Raw genomic sequence first — 15,641 nt, forward strand, 5'->3', positions numbered from 1 at the left:
GAGACAAGCCGGGATCCGGGCCGCTTCCCGGGTCCCGGCCGAGACGCCCTCCTCCGGAAGGTCGGTCCCCGATGCTCGGTTACGTCCTGCGGCGCCTGCTGGCCGCCATCCCCGTCCTCGTGATCGTCGCCGTGCTGGTCTTCCTCATGCTGCGGCTGACGCCCGGCGATCCGGCCGCGGTGATCGCGGGCGACAACGCGTCGAGCGAGCAGATCGCCCTCGTGCGCGCCCGTCTCGGCCTCGACCAGCCCCTCCTGTCCCAGTTCGCGATCTGGGCCGGCAACCTGCTCACGGGCAATCTCGGCGAGTCGTTCTTCTTCAAGAAGAGCATCGCCGAGCTGATCCTGGGCCGGATCGAGCCGACCCTGTCGCTCGCCCTCGCCACGATGCTGATCGCGGTCGGCGTGGCGGTCCCGCTCGGGGTGATCGCGGCCTACCGGCACGGCTCGTGGATCGACCGCATCGTGATGGGCTTCTCGGTGCTCGGCTTCTCGGTGCCGGTCTTCGTGATCGGCTACCTGATGATCTACGTCTTCGCGATCACCCTCGGCTGGTTCCCGGTCCAGGGCTACCAGTCGCTCTCGGCCGGGTTCGGCGGCTACCTGCAGCGGCTGGTGCTGCCCGCCCTCACCCTCTCGGTCGTCTACATCGCGCTCATCGCCCGGATGACGCGGGCGAGCGTGCTGGAGGTGCTGCACGAGGACTACATCCGCACCGCCCGCGCCAAGGGCCAGGTGGAGCGCCGGATCCTGTTCCACCACGCCCTCAAGAACGCCGCCGTGCCGATCGTGACCGTGGTCGGCATCGGCATCGCCCTCCTCATCGGCGGGGTCGTCGTCACCGAGAGCGTCTTCGCCATCCCGGGCCTCGGCCGGCTCACCGTCGATGCGGTGCTCGCCCGCGACTACCCGACGATCCAGGCGCTGATCCTGCTCTTCTCCGGCGTCTATGTCGGCATCAACCTCCTGATCGACCTCACCTACGTCCTGTTCGACCCGAGGATCCGCCATTGAGTGCCGAGCCCAGCCTCCTCGCGCCCGTCGCCGCCGAGCCCTCGCCGCCGGCCAGGACCCTGCTGGCCCGGCTGATCTGCAACCCCGTCGTGGCGCTCGGCGCCGGCTTCCTCCTGCTCATGGCCCTGATCGGGGCTCTCGCCCCGGTCCTCGGCACCCTCGACCCGACGGCGATCGCCCCGGCGGCGCGCAACAAGGTGCCGGGCTTCGAGCGCACCATCCGCGCCGAGGACGGCTCGACCACCACCTACCGGCACCGCATGGGCACGGACACGCTCGGCCGGGACGTCTACAGCCGGGTGCTCTACGGGGCCCGGGTCTCCCTGGTGATCGCCGTCACGGTCGCCACCCTGTCGATCCTGATCGGCCTCGTCATCGGCCTCGTCGCCGGCTACGTGCGCGCCCTCGACGGGCCGATCATGCGCCTGATGGACGGGCTGATGGCGATCCCGGGGATCCTGCTCGCCATCGCGGTGGTCTCGCTGTTCCGGGCGGGGCTGCCCGCCGTGATCGTCGCGATCGTCGTCCCGGAGATCCCGCGCGTGGTGCGGCTGGTGCGCTCCATCGTGCTGTCGGTGCGCGAGGAACCCTATGTCGAGGCGGCGATCATGGCCGGCACGCGCCTGCCGACCCTGATGGTGCGCCACATCCTGCCCAACACCATCGCGCCCCTCATCGTGCAGGGCACCTTCATCGCCGCCTCCGCCATCCTGGTCGAGGCGATCCTCTCCTTCCTCGGCATCGGCATCCCGCCCGAGACGCCGAGCTGGGGCAACATCATGGCGGAGGGCCGCAACCTGTTCCGCGTCTACCCGCACTCCATCCTCTATCCGGGCGTCTTCCTGGGGCTGACGGTGCTCGCCGTGAACATGCTCGGCGACGGCCTGCGCGACACCCTCGATCCGAAGATGGCCGGCCGATGAGCGCGCCCCCCACCCCCGTCCTCGAGGTCTCGGGCCTCAGCATCGCGCTGCCCGGCGGCGGCGACCGCGCCCGCGCGGTGGACGACGTCTCCTTCCACGTGGCGCCGGGCGAGATCGTCTGCGTCGTCGGCGAATCCGGCTCGGGCAAGTCGGTGACCGCCTTCTCGGTGATGGGGCTCCTCGCCCGGGTGCTGAAGCCGGTCGCGGGCGCGATCCGGCTCGAAGGGGAGGATCTCCTCGCCGCCACGCCGCAGCGGCTGCGCGCCCTGCGCGGCGACCGGATGGCGATGATCTTCCAGGAGCCGATGACGGCGCTCAACCCGGTGCTCACCGTCGGCAGCCAGATCGAGGAGGTGCTGCGCATCCACACCATGCTCGGCGCCGCCGAGCGGCGGGCCAAGGTGCTCGCCATGCTGGAGGCCATGCACCTGCCCGATCCCGCGCGGATGCACGCCTCCTATCCGCACCAGCTCTCCGGCGGGCAGCGCCAGCGCGTGATGATCGCGGCCGCCCTCATCCTCGATCCGGCGCTCCTCATCGCCGACGAGCCGACCACCGCCCTCGACGTCACCACCCAGGCCCAGATCCTGAAGCTGATCCGCGAGATGCAGGAGCGCCGCGGCACCGGCGTGCTGTTCATCACCCACGATTTCGGCGTCGTCTCCGAGATCGCCGACCGCGTCGTGGTGATGCAGCGCGGCCGCATCGTCGAGCAGGGGCCGGCGGCCGAGGTGCTGCGGCGCCCGCAGCACCCCTACACGCAGATGCTGATGGCGGCGGTGCCGAGCATGACGCCCGCCGCGCGCCGCCCGGTGACCGGGCCGCTGGCCTTGGAGACGGCGGGCCTCGCCAAGACCTACGTCTCGCGCAGCCTGTTCGGGAAGGGCCGCAGCGTGCGCGCCGCCGCCGGGGTCGATCTGCGGATCCGGCGCGGCGAGACGGTCGGCATCGTCGGCGAATCCGGCTCCGGCAAGACCACGGTCGCCCGCTGCGTCGCCCGGCTGATGGCCCCGAGCGAGGGGCAGATCCTGGTCGGGGATCACGACATCGCCGGGATGTCCGAACGGCGGCTGCGGCCCTATCGCCGCCGGATCCAGGTGGTGTTCCAGGATCCGTTCCGCTCGCTCAATCCCCGCCTCACCGTGGGCGCCTCGATCGTCGAGGGGCCGGTGAATTTCGGCATGGCGCGCGAGGCCGCCCTGGCGCGCGCCCGCGAGCTGATGACCCTCGTCGGCCTCCAGCCCGGCGCGCTGACGCGCTACCCGCACCAGTTCTCGGGCGGGCAGCGCCAGCGCATCGCCATCGCCCGCGCGCTCGCCATGGAGCCCGAGATCCTGATCGCCGACGAGGCGGTCTCGGCCCTCGACGTCTCGGTGCAGCGCCAGGTTCTGGCGCTCCTCGACGACGTCCAGCAGCGCTTCAACCTCGCCATCCTGTTCATCACCCACGACCTGCGCGTGGCCGCGCAGATCTGCGACCGGCTGGTGGTGATGCAGAAGGGCGCCATCGTGGAGCAGGGGGAGACCGCGCGAATCTTCGCCGCCCCCGCCCATCCCTACACCCGGGCCCTGATCGAGGCCGCGCCGGGGCGCGACTTCGATCACGGGGCGGCGCCGGCCCGCGCCGGCACCGCCTGAGCGCCCCGGATCTTCGCGCGAGGACAGGAACGAGGCCATGACGCTGGCAATGAGCTGGGAGGAATGGGCGGCGCACGATGCCACGGCGCTCGCCGAGCGGGTCCGCACGAAGCAGGTCACGGCGGCCGAACTCGCCGCCCAGGTCGCTGCGGGAGTCGCCCGCACCAACCCCGCCCTGAGCGCCGTCGTCGAGCTGTTCGAGGATGCGGTGGCCGACCCCTTCGTGGACGGCACCAACGCGGCGGGCGCCTTCGCGGGGGTGCCGTTCCTGATGAAGGATCTCGGCCCGACGCTGAAGGGCCGGCTCCAGGAGATGGGCTCGCTCCTGATGCGCGGGAACCGGGCCCCCGCGGACAGCTACCTGACCGGGCGGATCCGGCAGGCCGGGCTGGCGATCCTCGGCCGCACCACCACGCCGGAATTCGGCGTGTGCAGCTCGGCGGAGAATCCGGCGGTCTACGTGACCCGCAATCCCTGGAACCTCGCCTTCACCACCTGCGGCTCCTCGGCCGGGACCGCGGCGGCGGTGGCGGCGGGCGTCGTCCCGATGGGCCATGCGACGGATGGCGGCGGCTCGATCCGCATCCCCGCGGGGGTGAACGGCAATATCGGGCTCAAGCCCTCGCGCGGGGTGTTCTCCATCGCGCCCGGCGGCTCCGACCTCATGAACGTCGTCTCCATCCAGGGCTGCCAGTCGCGCAGCGTGCGCGACACCGCCGCCTTCGTGGACCAGTGCCGCGGCGGCGCCCCGGGCGAGTTCATGACCTACTGGACCGCGCCCGAGCCCTATTCCGCCCTGATCGGGCGCGACCCGCCGCGCCTGCGCATCGCGCTCTCGCACGAATGGGGCGATTATCGCGCCGTTCCCCGGCACGTGGCGGAGCTGGAGCGGATCGGGCGCTTCCTGGCGACGCTCGGCCACCACGTGGACTGGGCCCTGCCGGCGATCGATTTCCGGGCCGCCTTCCGGGCGCAGACCACCTGCTACATCACGAATTTCGCGCAGACGATCGGCGGCCTCATCGCCGCCCGCGGCCTGGAGCGCCCCCCGGCCGACCTCGTCGAGCCGATGAACATCCGCATCTGGGAAGCCGGACGGGACGCGACCTACGCGGAGCGGGCCGAGATGCAGGCGGCGTTCAACGCGACCTCGCGCGGGTTCGGCGCCTTCCTGGAGGATTGGGACATCATCCTCACGCCGATCACGGCGCTGCCGACGCCGCGGGTCGGCACGACGGAGTACCTGACGCTCAGCGACAATCCGTCGGTGCAGGACTGGTTCGGCAACCTCTGGCGGAACTTCGCCTATACGCCGCTCTCCAACCTCTGCGGCATCCCGGCGATCTCCCTGCCGCTGGCCTGGAACGAGCACGGCCTGCCGCTGGGCATCCAGGCGCAGACCCGCCAGGGCCGGGACGGCCTGCTCCTGCAACTCGCCGCGCAGATCGAGCGGGCGATCGACGGGCGCTGGAACGACGGCCGCCGGCCCGGAGTGCACGTGACGCAGGAGGGCGGCGGCCGGTAGCCGCATAAGCCACGACGCAATCCGACACCCGCCTCGTTCCGGGCCCGGAACGAGGCGGGTGAGACGGTTTCCGGACGATCACCTTCGGAAACCGTATCACGAGCCCGCGCGGCGCCTGAGCGAGGCCGGTTTCCGCATCGCGAAGCGATCATCCGGAAACCGTATGAGACAACTGGCGCCGGCGTCAGAACGTCGGCGGGGTGCAGGCGCTGACCACCTCGCAGGGATGCGGGCCGACGCAGCGGAAGCGGTGCGGGCGGCGGCTGGAGAAGTAGTAGGCGTCCCCCGGCCCCAGGATGCGGCGCTCGTCGTCCACGGTCACCTCGAGCCGGCCGGAGAGCACGATCCCGCCCTCCTCGCCGTCATGCACCAGGGGCACGCGCCCCGTATCCGAGCCGGGCTCGTAGCGCTCCCTCAGGATCTGGAGCGCGCGGCCGAACAGGCTGTCGCCGACCTGCCGGTAGGAGATCCGGCCCTTGCCGATCTCGATCAGCTCCTCGGCCGCGTAGAACGCCTTCTCGGTGGGCTCGGGCGCGAGGGAGAAGAACTCCGAGAGCCCGATCGGGATCGCGTCGAGGATGCGCTTGAGCGCGCCGACCGAGGGATTGGTCTGCCCCGATTCGATCAGCGAGATCGTAGAATTCACCACGCCCGCCTTCCGGGCCAGGGCGCGCTGCGACAGCCCGTGCAGCAGCCGCACGTAGCGCAGCCGCGCCCCCACATCCTCGTCCGTCATCCGGGCCCTGTTGCGTGTGTTCGATATCCGCAACGATCGCGGCCGCGCTCCAGCAATGTCAACGATTTGCGCGGTCCAAGAAAAGGTCTTGTTGCCGCACGGAAACCGGTGTGTCTGCGGGGCGAACCGGAGGTCCCGCCATGTCCGCCACCCTGAACCCGAACGCCCCGCGCCTCGACGCCTACTGGATGCCCTTCACGGCCAACCGGCAGTTCAAGGCGGCGCCGCGGATGCTCGTCTCCGCGGAGGGCATGCACTACACCGCCGATGACGGGCGCAGCGTCCTCGACGGCACGGCGGGCCTGTGGTGCGTGAATGCCGGCCACGGGCGGCGGCGGATCGTGGAGGCGGTGGAGCGGCAGCTCTCGACCCTCGACTACGCCCCCTCCTTCCAGATGGGCCATCCCCTCGCCTTCCAGTTCGCCGAGCGCCTCGCGGAGATCGCGCCGGGCGGCCTCGACCGGGTGTTCTTCACCGGGTCGGGCTCCGAATCCGTGGACACCGCCCTCAAGATCGCCCTCGCCTATCAGCGCGCCATCGGCCAGGGCACCCGCACCCGGATCATCGGCCGCGAGCGCGGCTATCACGGGGTCGGCTTCGGCGGCATCTCGGCCGGCGGCCTCGTCAACAACCGCCGGATGTTCCCGCTCCTGCCCGGCGCCGACCACCTGCGCCACACGCACGATCCGGCCCGCAACAGCTTCGTGAAGGGGCAGCCGGAGCACGGCGCCGACCTCGCGGACGATCTGGAGCGCCTCGTCGCCCTGCACGGGGCGGAGACGATCGCCGCCGTGATTGTCGAGCCGGTGGCGGGCTCGACCGGCGTGCTCATCCCGCCGAAGGGCTATCTGGAGCGCCTGCGCGCCATCGCGAGCCGCCACGGCATCCTCCTGATCTTCGACGAGGTCATCACCGGCTTCGGCCGCCTCGGCGCGCCCTTCGCCACCGAGTATTTCGGCGTGACGCCCGACCTCGTGACCAGCGCCAAGGGGCTGACCAACGGCACCGTGCCGATGGGCGCGGTCTTCGCGAGCCGCGCCGTCCACGACGCGCTGATGACCGGGCCGGAGAACGCCATCGAGCTGTTCCACGGCTACACCTATTCGGGCCATCCGGTCGCCTGCGCGGCGGGCCTCGCCACCCTCGACATCTACGCGCAGGAGGGGCTCCTCACCCGCGCCGCCGGGCTTCAGGACTACTGGCACGAGGCGATGCACGCGCTGCGCGGGGCGAAGAACGTCATCGACATCCGCACCATCGGCCTCATCGCGGGCATCGAACTCGCGCCGCGCGAGGGCGCGCCGGGCGCCCGCGCCTACGAGGTCTTCGTCGATTGCTTCGAGAAGGGGCTGCTCATCCGCGTGACCGCCGACATCATCGCCTTCTCGCCGCCCCTGATCTGCGAGCGCGAGCACGTCGACACCATCGTGTCGGTCCTCTCCGACGCGCTGGCGCGCGCGGCCTGAGGCCCCCACCATCCCGGGCGCCGGACCGGATCCGGTCCGGCGCCGTTCCGACAGCGGAGATCCAGCATGCCGACCGAGATCGCTCACTTCGTGGACGGGGCCCGCGTCCCGGGCCGCAGCGGGCGCACGCAGCCCGCCTTCAACCCGGCGACGGGCGAGGCCACCGGCGCCGTGCACCTCGCGAGCGCGGCCGAGGTGGATGAAGCGGTGGCGAGCGCCAAGCGCGCCTTCCCCGGCTGGGCCGGCACGCCCCCCCTGCGCCGCGCCCGCATCCTCAACCGCTTCCTGCGCCTGTGCGAGGAGCGCACCGACCAGCTCGCCGCCATCATCACCGCCGAGCACGGCAAGGTGCTCTCGGACGCCAAGGGCGAGATCCAGCGCGGCCTCGAAGTGGTCGAGTTCGCCACCGGCATCCCGCAGCTCCTCAAGGGCGAGGTGACGGAGAATGTCGGCACCCGCGTCGACAGCCATGCCCTGCGCCAGCCCCTCGGCGTCGTGGCCGGCATCACGCCGTTCAACTTCCCCGTGATGGTGCCGATGTGGATGTTCCCGGTGGCGCTGGCCTGCGGGAACACCTTCATCCTGAAGCCGTCCGAGCGCGATCCCTCCGCCTCGCTGGTGCTCGCCGAGTGGCTGAAGGAGGCCGGCCTGCCGGACGGCGTGTTCAACGTCGTGCAGGGCGACAAGGAGGCGGTGGACGCCCTCCTGCACCATCCCGACGTGCAGGCGGTGTCCTTCGTCGGCTCGACCCCGATCGCCAAGTACATCTACGGCACCGCCGCGATGCAGGGGAAGCGCGCCCAGGCGCTGGGTGGCGCCAAGAACCACATGATCATCATGCCCGATGCCGACCTGGATCAGGCGGTGGACGCCCTGATGGGCGCGGCCTACGGCTCGGCGGGCGAGCGCTGCATGGCGATCTCGGTGGCGGTGCCGGTGGGCGAGAAGACCGCCGACGCGCTCATCGAGAAGCTCGTCCCGCGGGTGCGGGGGCTCAAGGTCGGCCCCGGCACCGATCCGGAGGCCGAGATGGGCCCGGTGGTGACGCAACAGCACCGCGACAGGGTGAAGGGCTACGTCGATCTCGGCGTCGCGGAGGGGGCGGAACTCGTCGTCGACGGCCGCGGGCTGACGCTGCAGGGCTACGAGAACGGCTACTTCATCGGCGGCTCGCTGTTCGACCGCGTGACGCCGGAGATGCGCATCTACAAGGAGGAGATCTTCGGCCCCGTGCTGGCGGTCGCCCGCGCGCCGGACTTCGCCACGGCGGCCACGTGGATCAACGAGCACGAATTCGGCAACGGCACCGCGATCTTCACCCGGGACGGCGATGCGGCGCGGGAATTCGCGCACGGGATCCAGGTCGGCATGGTCGGCATCAACGTGCCGATCCCGGTGCCGATGGCCTTCCACTCCTTCGGCGGCTGGAAGGCGTCGCTGTTCGGCGACCACCACATGCACGGCCCGGAGGGCGTGCGCTTCTACACCCGGCTGAAGACCATCACCACGCGCTGGCCGACCGGCATCCGCGCGGGCGCCGACTTCGTCATGCCGACCATGCGCTGACCGGCACCGCGGCGGCCCGAGGCCGGGCCGCCGCGCCTCATGACGGTTTCCGATCGATCGCCTGGCGATCGCTGCGCCATCGCTTGCGCGATGCGGAACCCGGCTTCGCCCAGGCGTGCGCGGAGCCCCGCTCCGCGCCGCGCGGGCCGGCGACTCGGTTTCCGGCCGGTCACGTCCGGAAACCGAGTCACAGGGGACGCCGCGCCACCAAGACGGCCCAGCCGTCCCGGTGGAAGCGCTCGCGCATCAGCGCGACGATCGTCTCCAGGTTGCCGATCGCCAGCTCCATCAGCGCGGTGCTGGTGCGCCCGACATGCAGGGCGCCGATCTCCAGGGGATGCGCTCCCGAGCCGCCCGGGGCCGCCTCGGGAGCGCCCGGGGCCGCGACGGCATCGAGACGGTCGGCCAGGGCGGTGATCGCCCGGCGCATCGGCTCGCGGTCGCCGGCGGGCGGCTCGGTCGCGCACACCATCGCCAGCACACGCACCCAGAACACGCAGGCGAGGATCGCAGGCAATTCGGAGGGGCGCTGCGCCCACCACACCAGCGTGCGGCGCGCCCGCAGGGGCCGCAGGGCGAGACGCAGGTCGCGCAGCAGCCGGTCGGCGCGGCGCAGCTCGCCGACCGGCGCCGCCGCCGCATCGCCCGCCAAGCGCCGGGCGCTCTCCCGCAGCACCCGCGCGAGCGCCGCCACGAGGTCGCCCCCCACCCGCCCCACATGCTCCTCGGTGGGGGCGGGCAGGATCGCGACGCTCACGATCGCCGCCGCCAGCGCGCCGATCGCGGTCTCTTCGAGGCGCACGATCAGGATCGTCTCGGCGGGCGTGCCGATCAGGCCGTAGATCAGCCCCAGCATGATCGTGACGCAGAAGATCGCGAGCACCTGCGAGAGGGCGAACACGTAGGCGAGCGCGAAGATGCAGACCACCAGCGCCCCGGCCTCCGCGACCGGATGGCCGGCCACCGCCACGCTGACGAGCACGCCCGCGACGAGGCCGAGCAGCGTGCCGCCGACCCGCTCCAGCCCCTTGTGGATGGCATCCCCGCTGGAGCGCGCGCCGAGGAACACGAGGTAGGCGGTCAGCACGGCCCAGAACCAGCGGTCCGGCGAGATGAGCTGGCCGCCGGCCATGCTGAGGAAGGCCGCGGCGGTGGCGCGGATCGCCGGGCGCCAGGCGGGGGCTGGCCGGGGCGCCGCGGGCGGGACCCCGGCCGTCGTGCCGCCCTGCTGCTGCTGCGCGAGACCGGCGAGCGCCTGCGCGAGGGCGAGGGCCGCCGCGTCGACCTCGGCGATGGCCGGACCGAGGGGTGCCGCGGGGCTGGCGGGCCGGGCGCGCAGCGCTCCGCGCCGCCCCACCGCGAGCCGCCGCGCCAGGAGGCGCGTCACGGCCGCGTCGCGCCGGCTCATCGGCCCGGCGGCGATGATCACCGACGAGAGGCTGATCAGGGCGAGTTCGAACCGCAGCAGCGCCAGATCGAGGGCCGGCCCGCCGCCCGCGCCGGTCGCGGCGAGGTGGTCCCCGGCCATCAGGACCGTCTCGTTGAGCTCCCCGAACAGCCGGCGCAGCCGCAGGCGCGCGGGCGGGCTGCGGTCGCGGGCGGCATCGAGGCTCGCATGAACGAGCTTGGCCCCCTGCCGCTCGACGGCCCGGACGAGGCGGCGCAGGGCCGCGAGCGGCGGCTCCCGCACGAGGGCGAAGCCGACGAGCCCGACCGCTCCCACCGCGGCCACGATGGCCAGGAGGATCGGCGGGACCTGCGCGGGCTCGACGTGCAGGAACAGGCCCAGATAGGTGTGCACGACGGCCGCGAGGCCGACCGGAACGGCGCGCACGCCCCAGGACTGGGCGGCGACGGCCGCGAACAGGATCGCCAGGAAGGCGGCCTGCCCGAGGAGCGGGGCGCCGCCGAGCAGCGCGGTCAGGAGCGTCGTGGCCATCGCCGCCGCGGCCATCGCCAGGATGGTGGCGAAGCGCTGGCGGGGCGCGGGCTCCCGCGGCAGCGAGGCGGTGAGGAGCGCCAGCATGAGGGCCGTCGCGGGTGCCGCGACCGGCAGCGCGTGCCAGACCAGCCCCGGCACGAGGATCGCCGCGGTGAGCACGACCGAGAGCGTGGTCCGGCAGGCGATGCGCAGGCGAAGCCCGCCCGGGTCCGAGGCCAGCGCCTCGAACCAGGCACGATCGAGCACGGTCCTGAGGATGCGTGGTGTGATCGGTCCCTCCCTCGCGCGGGCGGCGGGCGGCGCGTGAGCCCGCCTCAGGCGAGATATGGAGAGCACGGCCGGTGCCAACCGGAGACGGTGCGTGGGCGACGTCCGCTCCGGCTCCCCGCAGGTCCCGGCAGCCGCACCGATCCTCGTGCCGCCGTGCTTGCATCAGCAAGCCTCGAAGTGCCCCGGAACGGTGTTCCCCGGCACCGGAGCATCGGATCACCGTTCAGGCGTGCTGACGGCCATCCACTCAAGAGAACGTGTCGACCGGCCCGGTAGGCCGGCCTCCCCGCGTGCCCTACATCGGCGTTCAACTATGCCGTGCCGAGACGGGAGTTCCCGCATGATGCTCAACCGCCGGTCAGTGCTCGCCGGAGCGGCGGCCGTGGGGCTGTGGCCCGGGATCGGCCGCGCCGAGGCCGCGCCGCTGCTGCAGCGGCCCATCCCCTCCTCGGGCGAGACCGTGCCGGTGATCGGGGTCGGCACCTCGCGGCGCTACAACGTCGAGGCCACGCCCGAGGCCGTGGCGCCGCTGCGCGAGGCGGTGCGCCGCTTCCTCGATCTCGGCGGCCGGGTGATCGACACCGCTCCCGATTACGGCCGGGCCGAGGAGGTGCTGGGGGTGATCCTGCCCGAGGACGACCTCCGCCGGAAGGTGTTCCTCTGCACCAAGGTGGCGGCGCAGGGCCGCGAGGCCGGGCAGGCGCAGATCGAGCAGTCCTTCCGCCGCCTGCGCACGGACCGGATCGACCTGATCGCGGTCCACAACCTCATCGACACGGACACGCAGCTCGCCACGCTGAAGGCGCTCAAGGAGGCCGGGCGCATCCGCTATCTCGGCGCCACCACCTGGGTCGAGCGGCAATACGACGATCTCGAAGCCCTGATGCGGCGCGAGCGCCTCGACGTGGTCCAGCTCAACTACGCCATCGACGCGCGCAAGGCCGCCGAGCGCATCCTGCCCCTCGCCCGCGACCGCGGCACCGCCGTGATGGTCAACGTGCCGTTCGGGCGCGAGCGGCTGTTCACCCTCGTGCGCGGGCGGGCGCTGCCGCCCTTCGCGGCCGAGTTCGACTGCACCTCCTGGGCGCAGTTCTTCCTGAAATACGTCCTCTCGCACGAGGCGGTGACGTGCCCGGTGCCCGGCATGGCCCAGGCCCGCTACGTCGAGGACAACCTCGGCGCCGCACGCGGCCGCCTGCCCGACGCCGCCCAGCGCACGAAGATGGAGGAGTACATCGATGGCCTCTGATGCGACCCGCCGCACCCTCCTGCGGCTCGCGGGCCTCGGCGCCCTCGCGGGCGCGCTTCCGGCCGCCGCCCAGGGTCAGCCGAAGAGCCCGGTCGGCGTGATCGGCGCCGGCAATATCGGCAGCACCATCGGCGGCCTCTGGGTCAAGGCCGGGCATCCGGTGCTGTTCGCCTCCCGTCACCCGGAGGAGCTGGCCGGCCTCGTCAAGGAGCTGGGGCCGCTCGCCAAGGCCGGCACCGTGGCGGAGGCGCTCGCCTTCGGCGAGGCGGTGCTCCTCGCCGTGCCCTACCGGGCCTATCCGGATCTCGGCCGCGAGAACGCCAAGGCGCTCGCGGGCAAGGTCGTGCTCGATGCCGGCAACGCCACCCGGGCCCGCGACGGGGATCTGGCCGCCGAGGCCGAGGCGCAGGGCATCGGCGCGACCTCGGCCAAGTACCTGCCCGGAGCCCGCGTCGTGCGGGTGTTCAACGCCGCGAACTACCGGGTCTTCCAGCGCAACGCCCACCGCTCCGGCGCGCCGATGGCGGTGCCGCTCGCGGGCGACGACCCGACGGCGGTGGCCCTGGCCGAGGCGCTGGTGCGCGACGCGGGCTTCGATCCCGTGGTGGTCGGGCCCCTCGACGCGGCCCGCCGCTTCGCCATGGGCAGCCCCGGCTTCGGCCTCGAAGTGGCGGCGCCGGAGGCCCGCAAGGCCTACGGCCTGAAGCCGTGAGCGCCGCGGCCGACGCGCAGGCCATCGGCGCCCGGGTGCCCGCGTGGCTGCGCCGGCTGACCGACGTGCGGCCCGCCGAGGTGCCGGCGCTCGGCTGGTCCTGGCTCTACATCTTCGCGATCCTGTCGTCGTACTACGTGATGCGGCCGATCCGCGACCAGATGGGGCTCGCGGGCGGCCTCGAGAACCTGCCCTGGCTGTTCACCGCCACCCTGATCGGCATGCTGGCGCTCAACGTGCCGTTCGGCTGGCTGGTGCGCACGCTGCCGCGGGCCCGCTTCGTCCCCCTCACCTACCGCTTCTTCGCCCTCAACATCCTGGTCTTCGCCGGGGCCATCGCGGTCTCGGAGGGGGAGCGGCTGGTCTGGATCGGCCGCGTCTTCTTCGTCTGGCTGTCGATCTTCAACCTGTTCGTCGTCTCGATCTTCTGGGCGACCATCGTCGACGTGTTCGACACGGAGCAGGGCAAGCGCCTGTTCGGCTTCATCGCGGCGGGGGCGACGCTCGGGGCCATCACGGGCTCGGCCTTCACCGCCGTGCTCGCGCGGGACGTGCCCACCGCATTGCTGCTCATCGCCGCCGCGCTCCTGCTCGAAGTCGCGGTGTTCAGCATGCGCCGGCTCGCCCGCCTGTCGGACGCCCTGCGGCGCGAGCCCGGGGCCAGCACCGAGGCGATCGGCGGCGGCGTGATCGCGGGCATCACCCGCGCCCTCACCTCCCCCTACCTCCTCGCCATCAGCCTGTTCCTGCTGCTGTTCTCGATCACCTCGACCTTCCTGTACTTCGAGCAGGCGGCGATCGCGAAGCGCAGCTTCCCGGACCGGGGGGCGCAGACCGCCTTCTTCGCCAGCGTCGACCTCGCGGTGAACGCCCTGACGCTCGGCGTGCAGCTCTTCCTCACCGGGCGCATCGTGCGCCGCCTCGGCGTCGGGCTGACGCTGGCGATCCTGCCCCTCGTCAGCGTGCTCGGCTTCGGGCTGCTCGCCCTCTCGCCCACCATCACGGCGGTGGTGGTGTTCGGGGTGCTGCGCCGGGCCGGCAACTTCGCCATCGCCCGGCCGGTGCGCGAGGTGCTGTTCACCGTGCTGCCGCGGGAGGACCGCTACAAGGCCAAGAGCTTCATCGACACGGTGGTCTACCGCCTCGGCGATCAGGTCGGGGCGTGGTCCTACGCGCTGGCCGGAGCGATGGGGCTCGGCCCCACCGCCCTGCCGATCCTGGCGGTGCCGCTCTCGGCGATCTGGCTCCTCAACGGGCTCTGGCTCGGGCGGCGCCAGGAGGCCCTGGCGCAGGAGAGAGAGACGGAGCGGACGGACGAGGCGCCGCCCGCGCGCCCGCTCACGCGGGCTGCCGCTCCGCCAGGCTGAGGATCGTGTCCACCAGCACGCGGGTCGCCGCGTCGGCATCCTGCACGGTGATCGACTCGGCGGGGTTGTGGCTGATGCCGTCCTTGCAGCGCACGAACAGCATCGCCGCGGGGGCGATGGCCGCGAGCGCGGCGGCATCGTGCGTGGCGCCCGAGGGCAGGCGCGGCGGCGCGTAGCCGTGGCGGCGGGCCGCCGCCTCCAGGGCCGCCTGAAGGCCCGGATCGAGGACGACCGCCGTGTTGTCCATGAAGGTCTCGGCGGTGAAGCCGACGCCGCGGCGCGCCGCGATCGCGCGGCAGGCGTCATCGACCTCGGCGACGAGGCGGGCGCGCACGGCGTCGTCGGGCGCCCGCAGGTCGAGGGTGAAGTCCACCCGCCCCGCGATGACGTTGACGGCGCCGGGGGTCACCGCGAGCGCCCCCACCGTCGCCACCGCGGCGGGGGCCGCGGCGCCGAGCCGCTCGACCGCGAGCACCATCTCGGCGGCGGCGGCGAGGGCGTCCCTGCGCATGCCCATCGGCACGGTGCCGGCGTGGTTGGCCTCACCCGTGACGGTGCAGCGCGCCCGGGTGATGCCGGCGATGGCCGAGACCACGCCGACCGGCTGGTCGAGGGCCTGGAGCGCCGGCCCCTGCTCGATATGCACCTCCAGGAAGCCGAGGATCCCGGCCGGGTCGCGCCGCAGGGCCGCGATGCCGTCCGGATCGCCGCCGAAGCGGGTCAGGGCCTCGCGCAGGCTCACGCCGTCGGCGTCGCGCCCGTCGAGCCATTCGGGCTGGTAGCGGCCGGCCAGCGCCTTCGAGGTCGAGAGGCTGGTGGGGAAGCGGACGTTCTCCTCGTCCCCGAAGGCGACGAGTTCGAGGGCGAAGGGCAGGCTCGCCCCGCGCGCCGCGATCGCCTCGGCGGCGACGAGGCCGCCGATCACCCCGAGCGGGCCGTCGTAGCGTCCGGCATCGACGACGCTGTCGATGTGGGAGCCGATCATCAGCGCCGGCAGGCCGGGCTGCCGCCCCTCCCTGCGCCCGATGACGCTGCCCGCGGCATCGATCGCGACCTGGAAGCCCGCCGCCCGCATCCAGCCGGCCACCGCCTCGGCGGCGGCCCGGTGGGCGGGCGAGAGATAGAGCCGGGTCAGCCGGCCGGGCTCGTCGGTGTGGCGGGCGAGATCGTCGATCAGCGCCATCACGCGGGCGCCCAGGGAGAGGTCTTCGGTCATGCGCTCAACGGTTCGGCCG

12 protein-coding genes are annotated in these 15,641 nt (G+C 72.8%); 9 read left to right on the plus strand and 3 right to left on the minus strand.

Features of this window, described 5'->3' with window-relative positions:
- Positions 1-71: 71 nt before the first annotated feature.
- Genes ACE101_RS00385 through ACE101_RS00400 form a run of 4 tightly spaced genes read left to right on the plus strand, consistent with a single transcriptional unit; the run spans position 72 to position 5,098 of the window.
- Positions 72-1,013, plus strand: a complete 942-nt coding sequence (locus ACE101_RS00385; RefSeq protein WP_379125551.1) for an ABC transporter permease — start codon at positions 72-74, stop codon at positions 1,011-1,013.
- Positions 1,010-1,936: an ABC transporter permease gene (locus tag ACE101_RS00390; protein WP_379125552.1), complete on the plus strand. Its 927-nt coding sequence runs from the start codon at positions 1,010-1,012 to the stop codon at positions 1,934-1,936. The genes ACE101_RS00385 and ACE101_RS00390 overlap by 4 nt, the downstream gene beginning before the upstream one ends.
- Positions 1,933-3,573 (plus strand): ABC transporter ATP-binding protein, encoded by a 1,641-nt coding sequence (locus ACE101_RS00395; RefSeq protein ID WP_379125553.1) that lies wholly within the window; start codon positions 1,933-1,935, stop codon positions 3,571-3,573. Before ACE101_RS00390 ends, ACE101_RS00395 begins: the two co-directional genes overlap by 4 nt.
- A 37-nt stretch (positions 3,574-3,610) precedes the next feature.
- Positions 3,611-5,098 carry an amidase gene (locus ACE101_RS00400; RefSeq protein ID WP_379125554.1) on the plus strand — a complete coding sequence of 496 codons (1,488 nt, stop codon included), beginning with the start codon at positions 3,611-3,613 and terminating at the stop codon, positions 5,096-5,098.
- 184 nt (positions 5,099-5,282) lie between these two features.
- Here ACE101_RS00400 and ACE101_RS00405 read toward each other — a convergent pair whose 3' ends face one another.
- Entirely contained in the window at positions 5,283-5,834 is a 552-nt protein-coding gene (locus tag ACE101_RS00405) for a cupin domain-containing protein (RefSeq protein WP_379125555.1), read from the minus strand.
- 140 nt (positions 5,835-5,974) lie between these two features.
- Between ACE101_RS00405 and aptA the strand changes: the two genes are divergently transcribed.
- Entirely contained in the window at positions 5,975-7,300 is a 1,326-nt protein-coding gene (aptA, locus tag ACE101_RS00410) for an omega-aminotransferase AptA (protein WP_379125556.1), read from the plus strand.
- 66 nt (positions 7,301-7,366) lie between these two features.
- A complete protein-coding gene (locus tag ACE101_RS00415) occupies positions 7,367-8,866 on the plus strand; it encodes a CoA-acylating methylmalonate-semialdehyde dehydrogenase (RefSeq protein ID WP_379125557.1) in 1,500 nt (499 codons plus the stop codon).
- Positions 8,867-9,053: 187 nt separating this feature from the next.
- On the opposite strand, the gene ACE101_RS00420 is transcribed toward ACE101_RS00415, so the two are convergent.
- Entirely contained in the window at positions 9,054-11,054 is a 2,001-nt protein-coding gene (locus ACE101_RS00420) for an FUSC family protein (RefSeq protein ID WP_379125558.1), read from the minus strand.
- A gap of 364 nt (positions 11,055-11,418) precedes the next feature.
- Here ACE101_RS00420 and ACE101_RS00425 point away from each other — a divergent pair, with 364 nt between their 5' ends.
- From ACE101_RS00425 to ACE101_RS00435, 3 genes are read left to right on the plus strand one after another with little or no spacing between them, the layout of a single operon-like run.
- Complete coding sequence (locus ACE101_RS00425; RefSeq protein ID WP_379125559.1) at positions 11,419-12,327, plus strand: aldo/keto reductase; 909 nt, start codon at positions 11,419-11,421, stop codon at positions 12,325-12,327.
- Positions 12,317-13,039, plus strand: a complete 723-nt coding sequence (locus tag ACE101_RS00430) for an NADPH-dependent F420 reductase (RefSeq protein WP_379125560.1) — start codon at positions 12,317-12,319, stop codon at positions 13,037-13,039. The genes ACE101_RS00425 and ACE101_RS00430 overlap by 11 nt, the downstream gene beginning before the upstream one ends.
- Positions 13,036-14,406, plus strand: a complete 1,371-nt coding sequence (locus ACE101_RS00435; protein ID WP_379125561.1) for an NTP/NDP exchange transporter — start codon at positions 13,036-13,038, stop codon at positions 14,404-14,406. Before ACE101_RS00430 ends, ACE101_RS00435 begins: the two co-directional genes overlap by 4 nt.
- On the opposite strand, the gene ACE101_RS00440 is transcribed toward ACE101_RS00435, so the two are convergent.
- Positions 14,378-15,622, minus strand: coding sequence for an allantoate amidohydrolase (locus ACE101_RS00440; RefSeq protein WP_379125562.1), 1,245 nt, complete (start codon positions 15,620-15,622; stop codon positions 14,378-14,380). The two genes, ACE101_RS00435 and ACE101_RS00440, sit on opposite strands and share 29 nt — an antisense overlap.
- Positions 15,623-15,641: the final 19 nt, after the last annotated feature.

The organism is Methylobacterium carpenticola (assembly GCF_042748905.1).
Classification (GTDB): domain Bacteria; phylum Pseudomonadota; class Alphaproteobacteria; order Rhizobiales; family Beijerinckiaceae; genus Methylobacterium; species Methylobacterium carpenticola.

Excerpts from the sequence above, each read along its gene's own strand:
- ACE101_RS00415 (WP_379125557.1), top strand. The coding sequence starts at position 7,367 with ATGCCGACCGAGATCGCTCACTTCGTGGACGGGGCCCGCGTCCCGGGC.
- ACE101_RS00430 (WP_379125560.1), top strand. The coding sequence starts at position 12,317 with ATGGCCTCTGATGCGACCCGCCGCACCCTCCTGCGGCTCGCGGGCCTC.
- ACE101_RS00400 (WP_379125554.1), top strand. The coding sequence starts at position 3,611 with ATGACGCTGGCAATGAGCTGGGAGGAATGGGCGGCGCACGATGCCACG.
- ACE101_RS00440 (WP_379125562.1), bottom strand. The coding sequence starts at position 15,622 with ATGACCGAAGACCTCTCCCTGGGCGCCCGCGTGATGGCGCTGATCGAC.
- ACE101_RS00395 (WP_379125553.1), top strand. The coding sequence starts at position 1,933 with ATGAGCGCGCCCCCCACCCCCGTCCTCGAGGTCTCGGGCCTCAGCATC.
- aptA (WP_379125556.1), top strand. The coding sequence starts at position 5,975 with ATGTCCGCCACCCTGAACCCGAACGCCCCGCGCCTCGACGCCTACTGG.
- ACE101_RS00425 (WP_379125559.1), top strand. The coding sequence starts at position 11,419 with ATGATGCTCAACCGCCGGTCAGTGCTCGCCGGAGCGGCGGCCGTGGGG.
- ACE101_RS00405 (WP_379125555.1), bottom strand. The coding sequence starts at position 5,834 with ATGACGGACGAGGATGTGGGGGCGCGGCTGCGCTACGTGCGGCTGCTG.
- ACE101_RS00385 (WP_379125551.1), top strand. The coding sequence starts at position 72 with ATGCTCGGTTACGTCCTGCGGCGCCTGCTGGCCGCCATCCCCGTCCTC.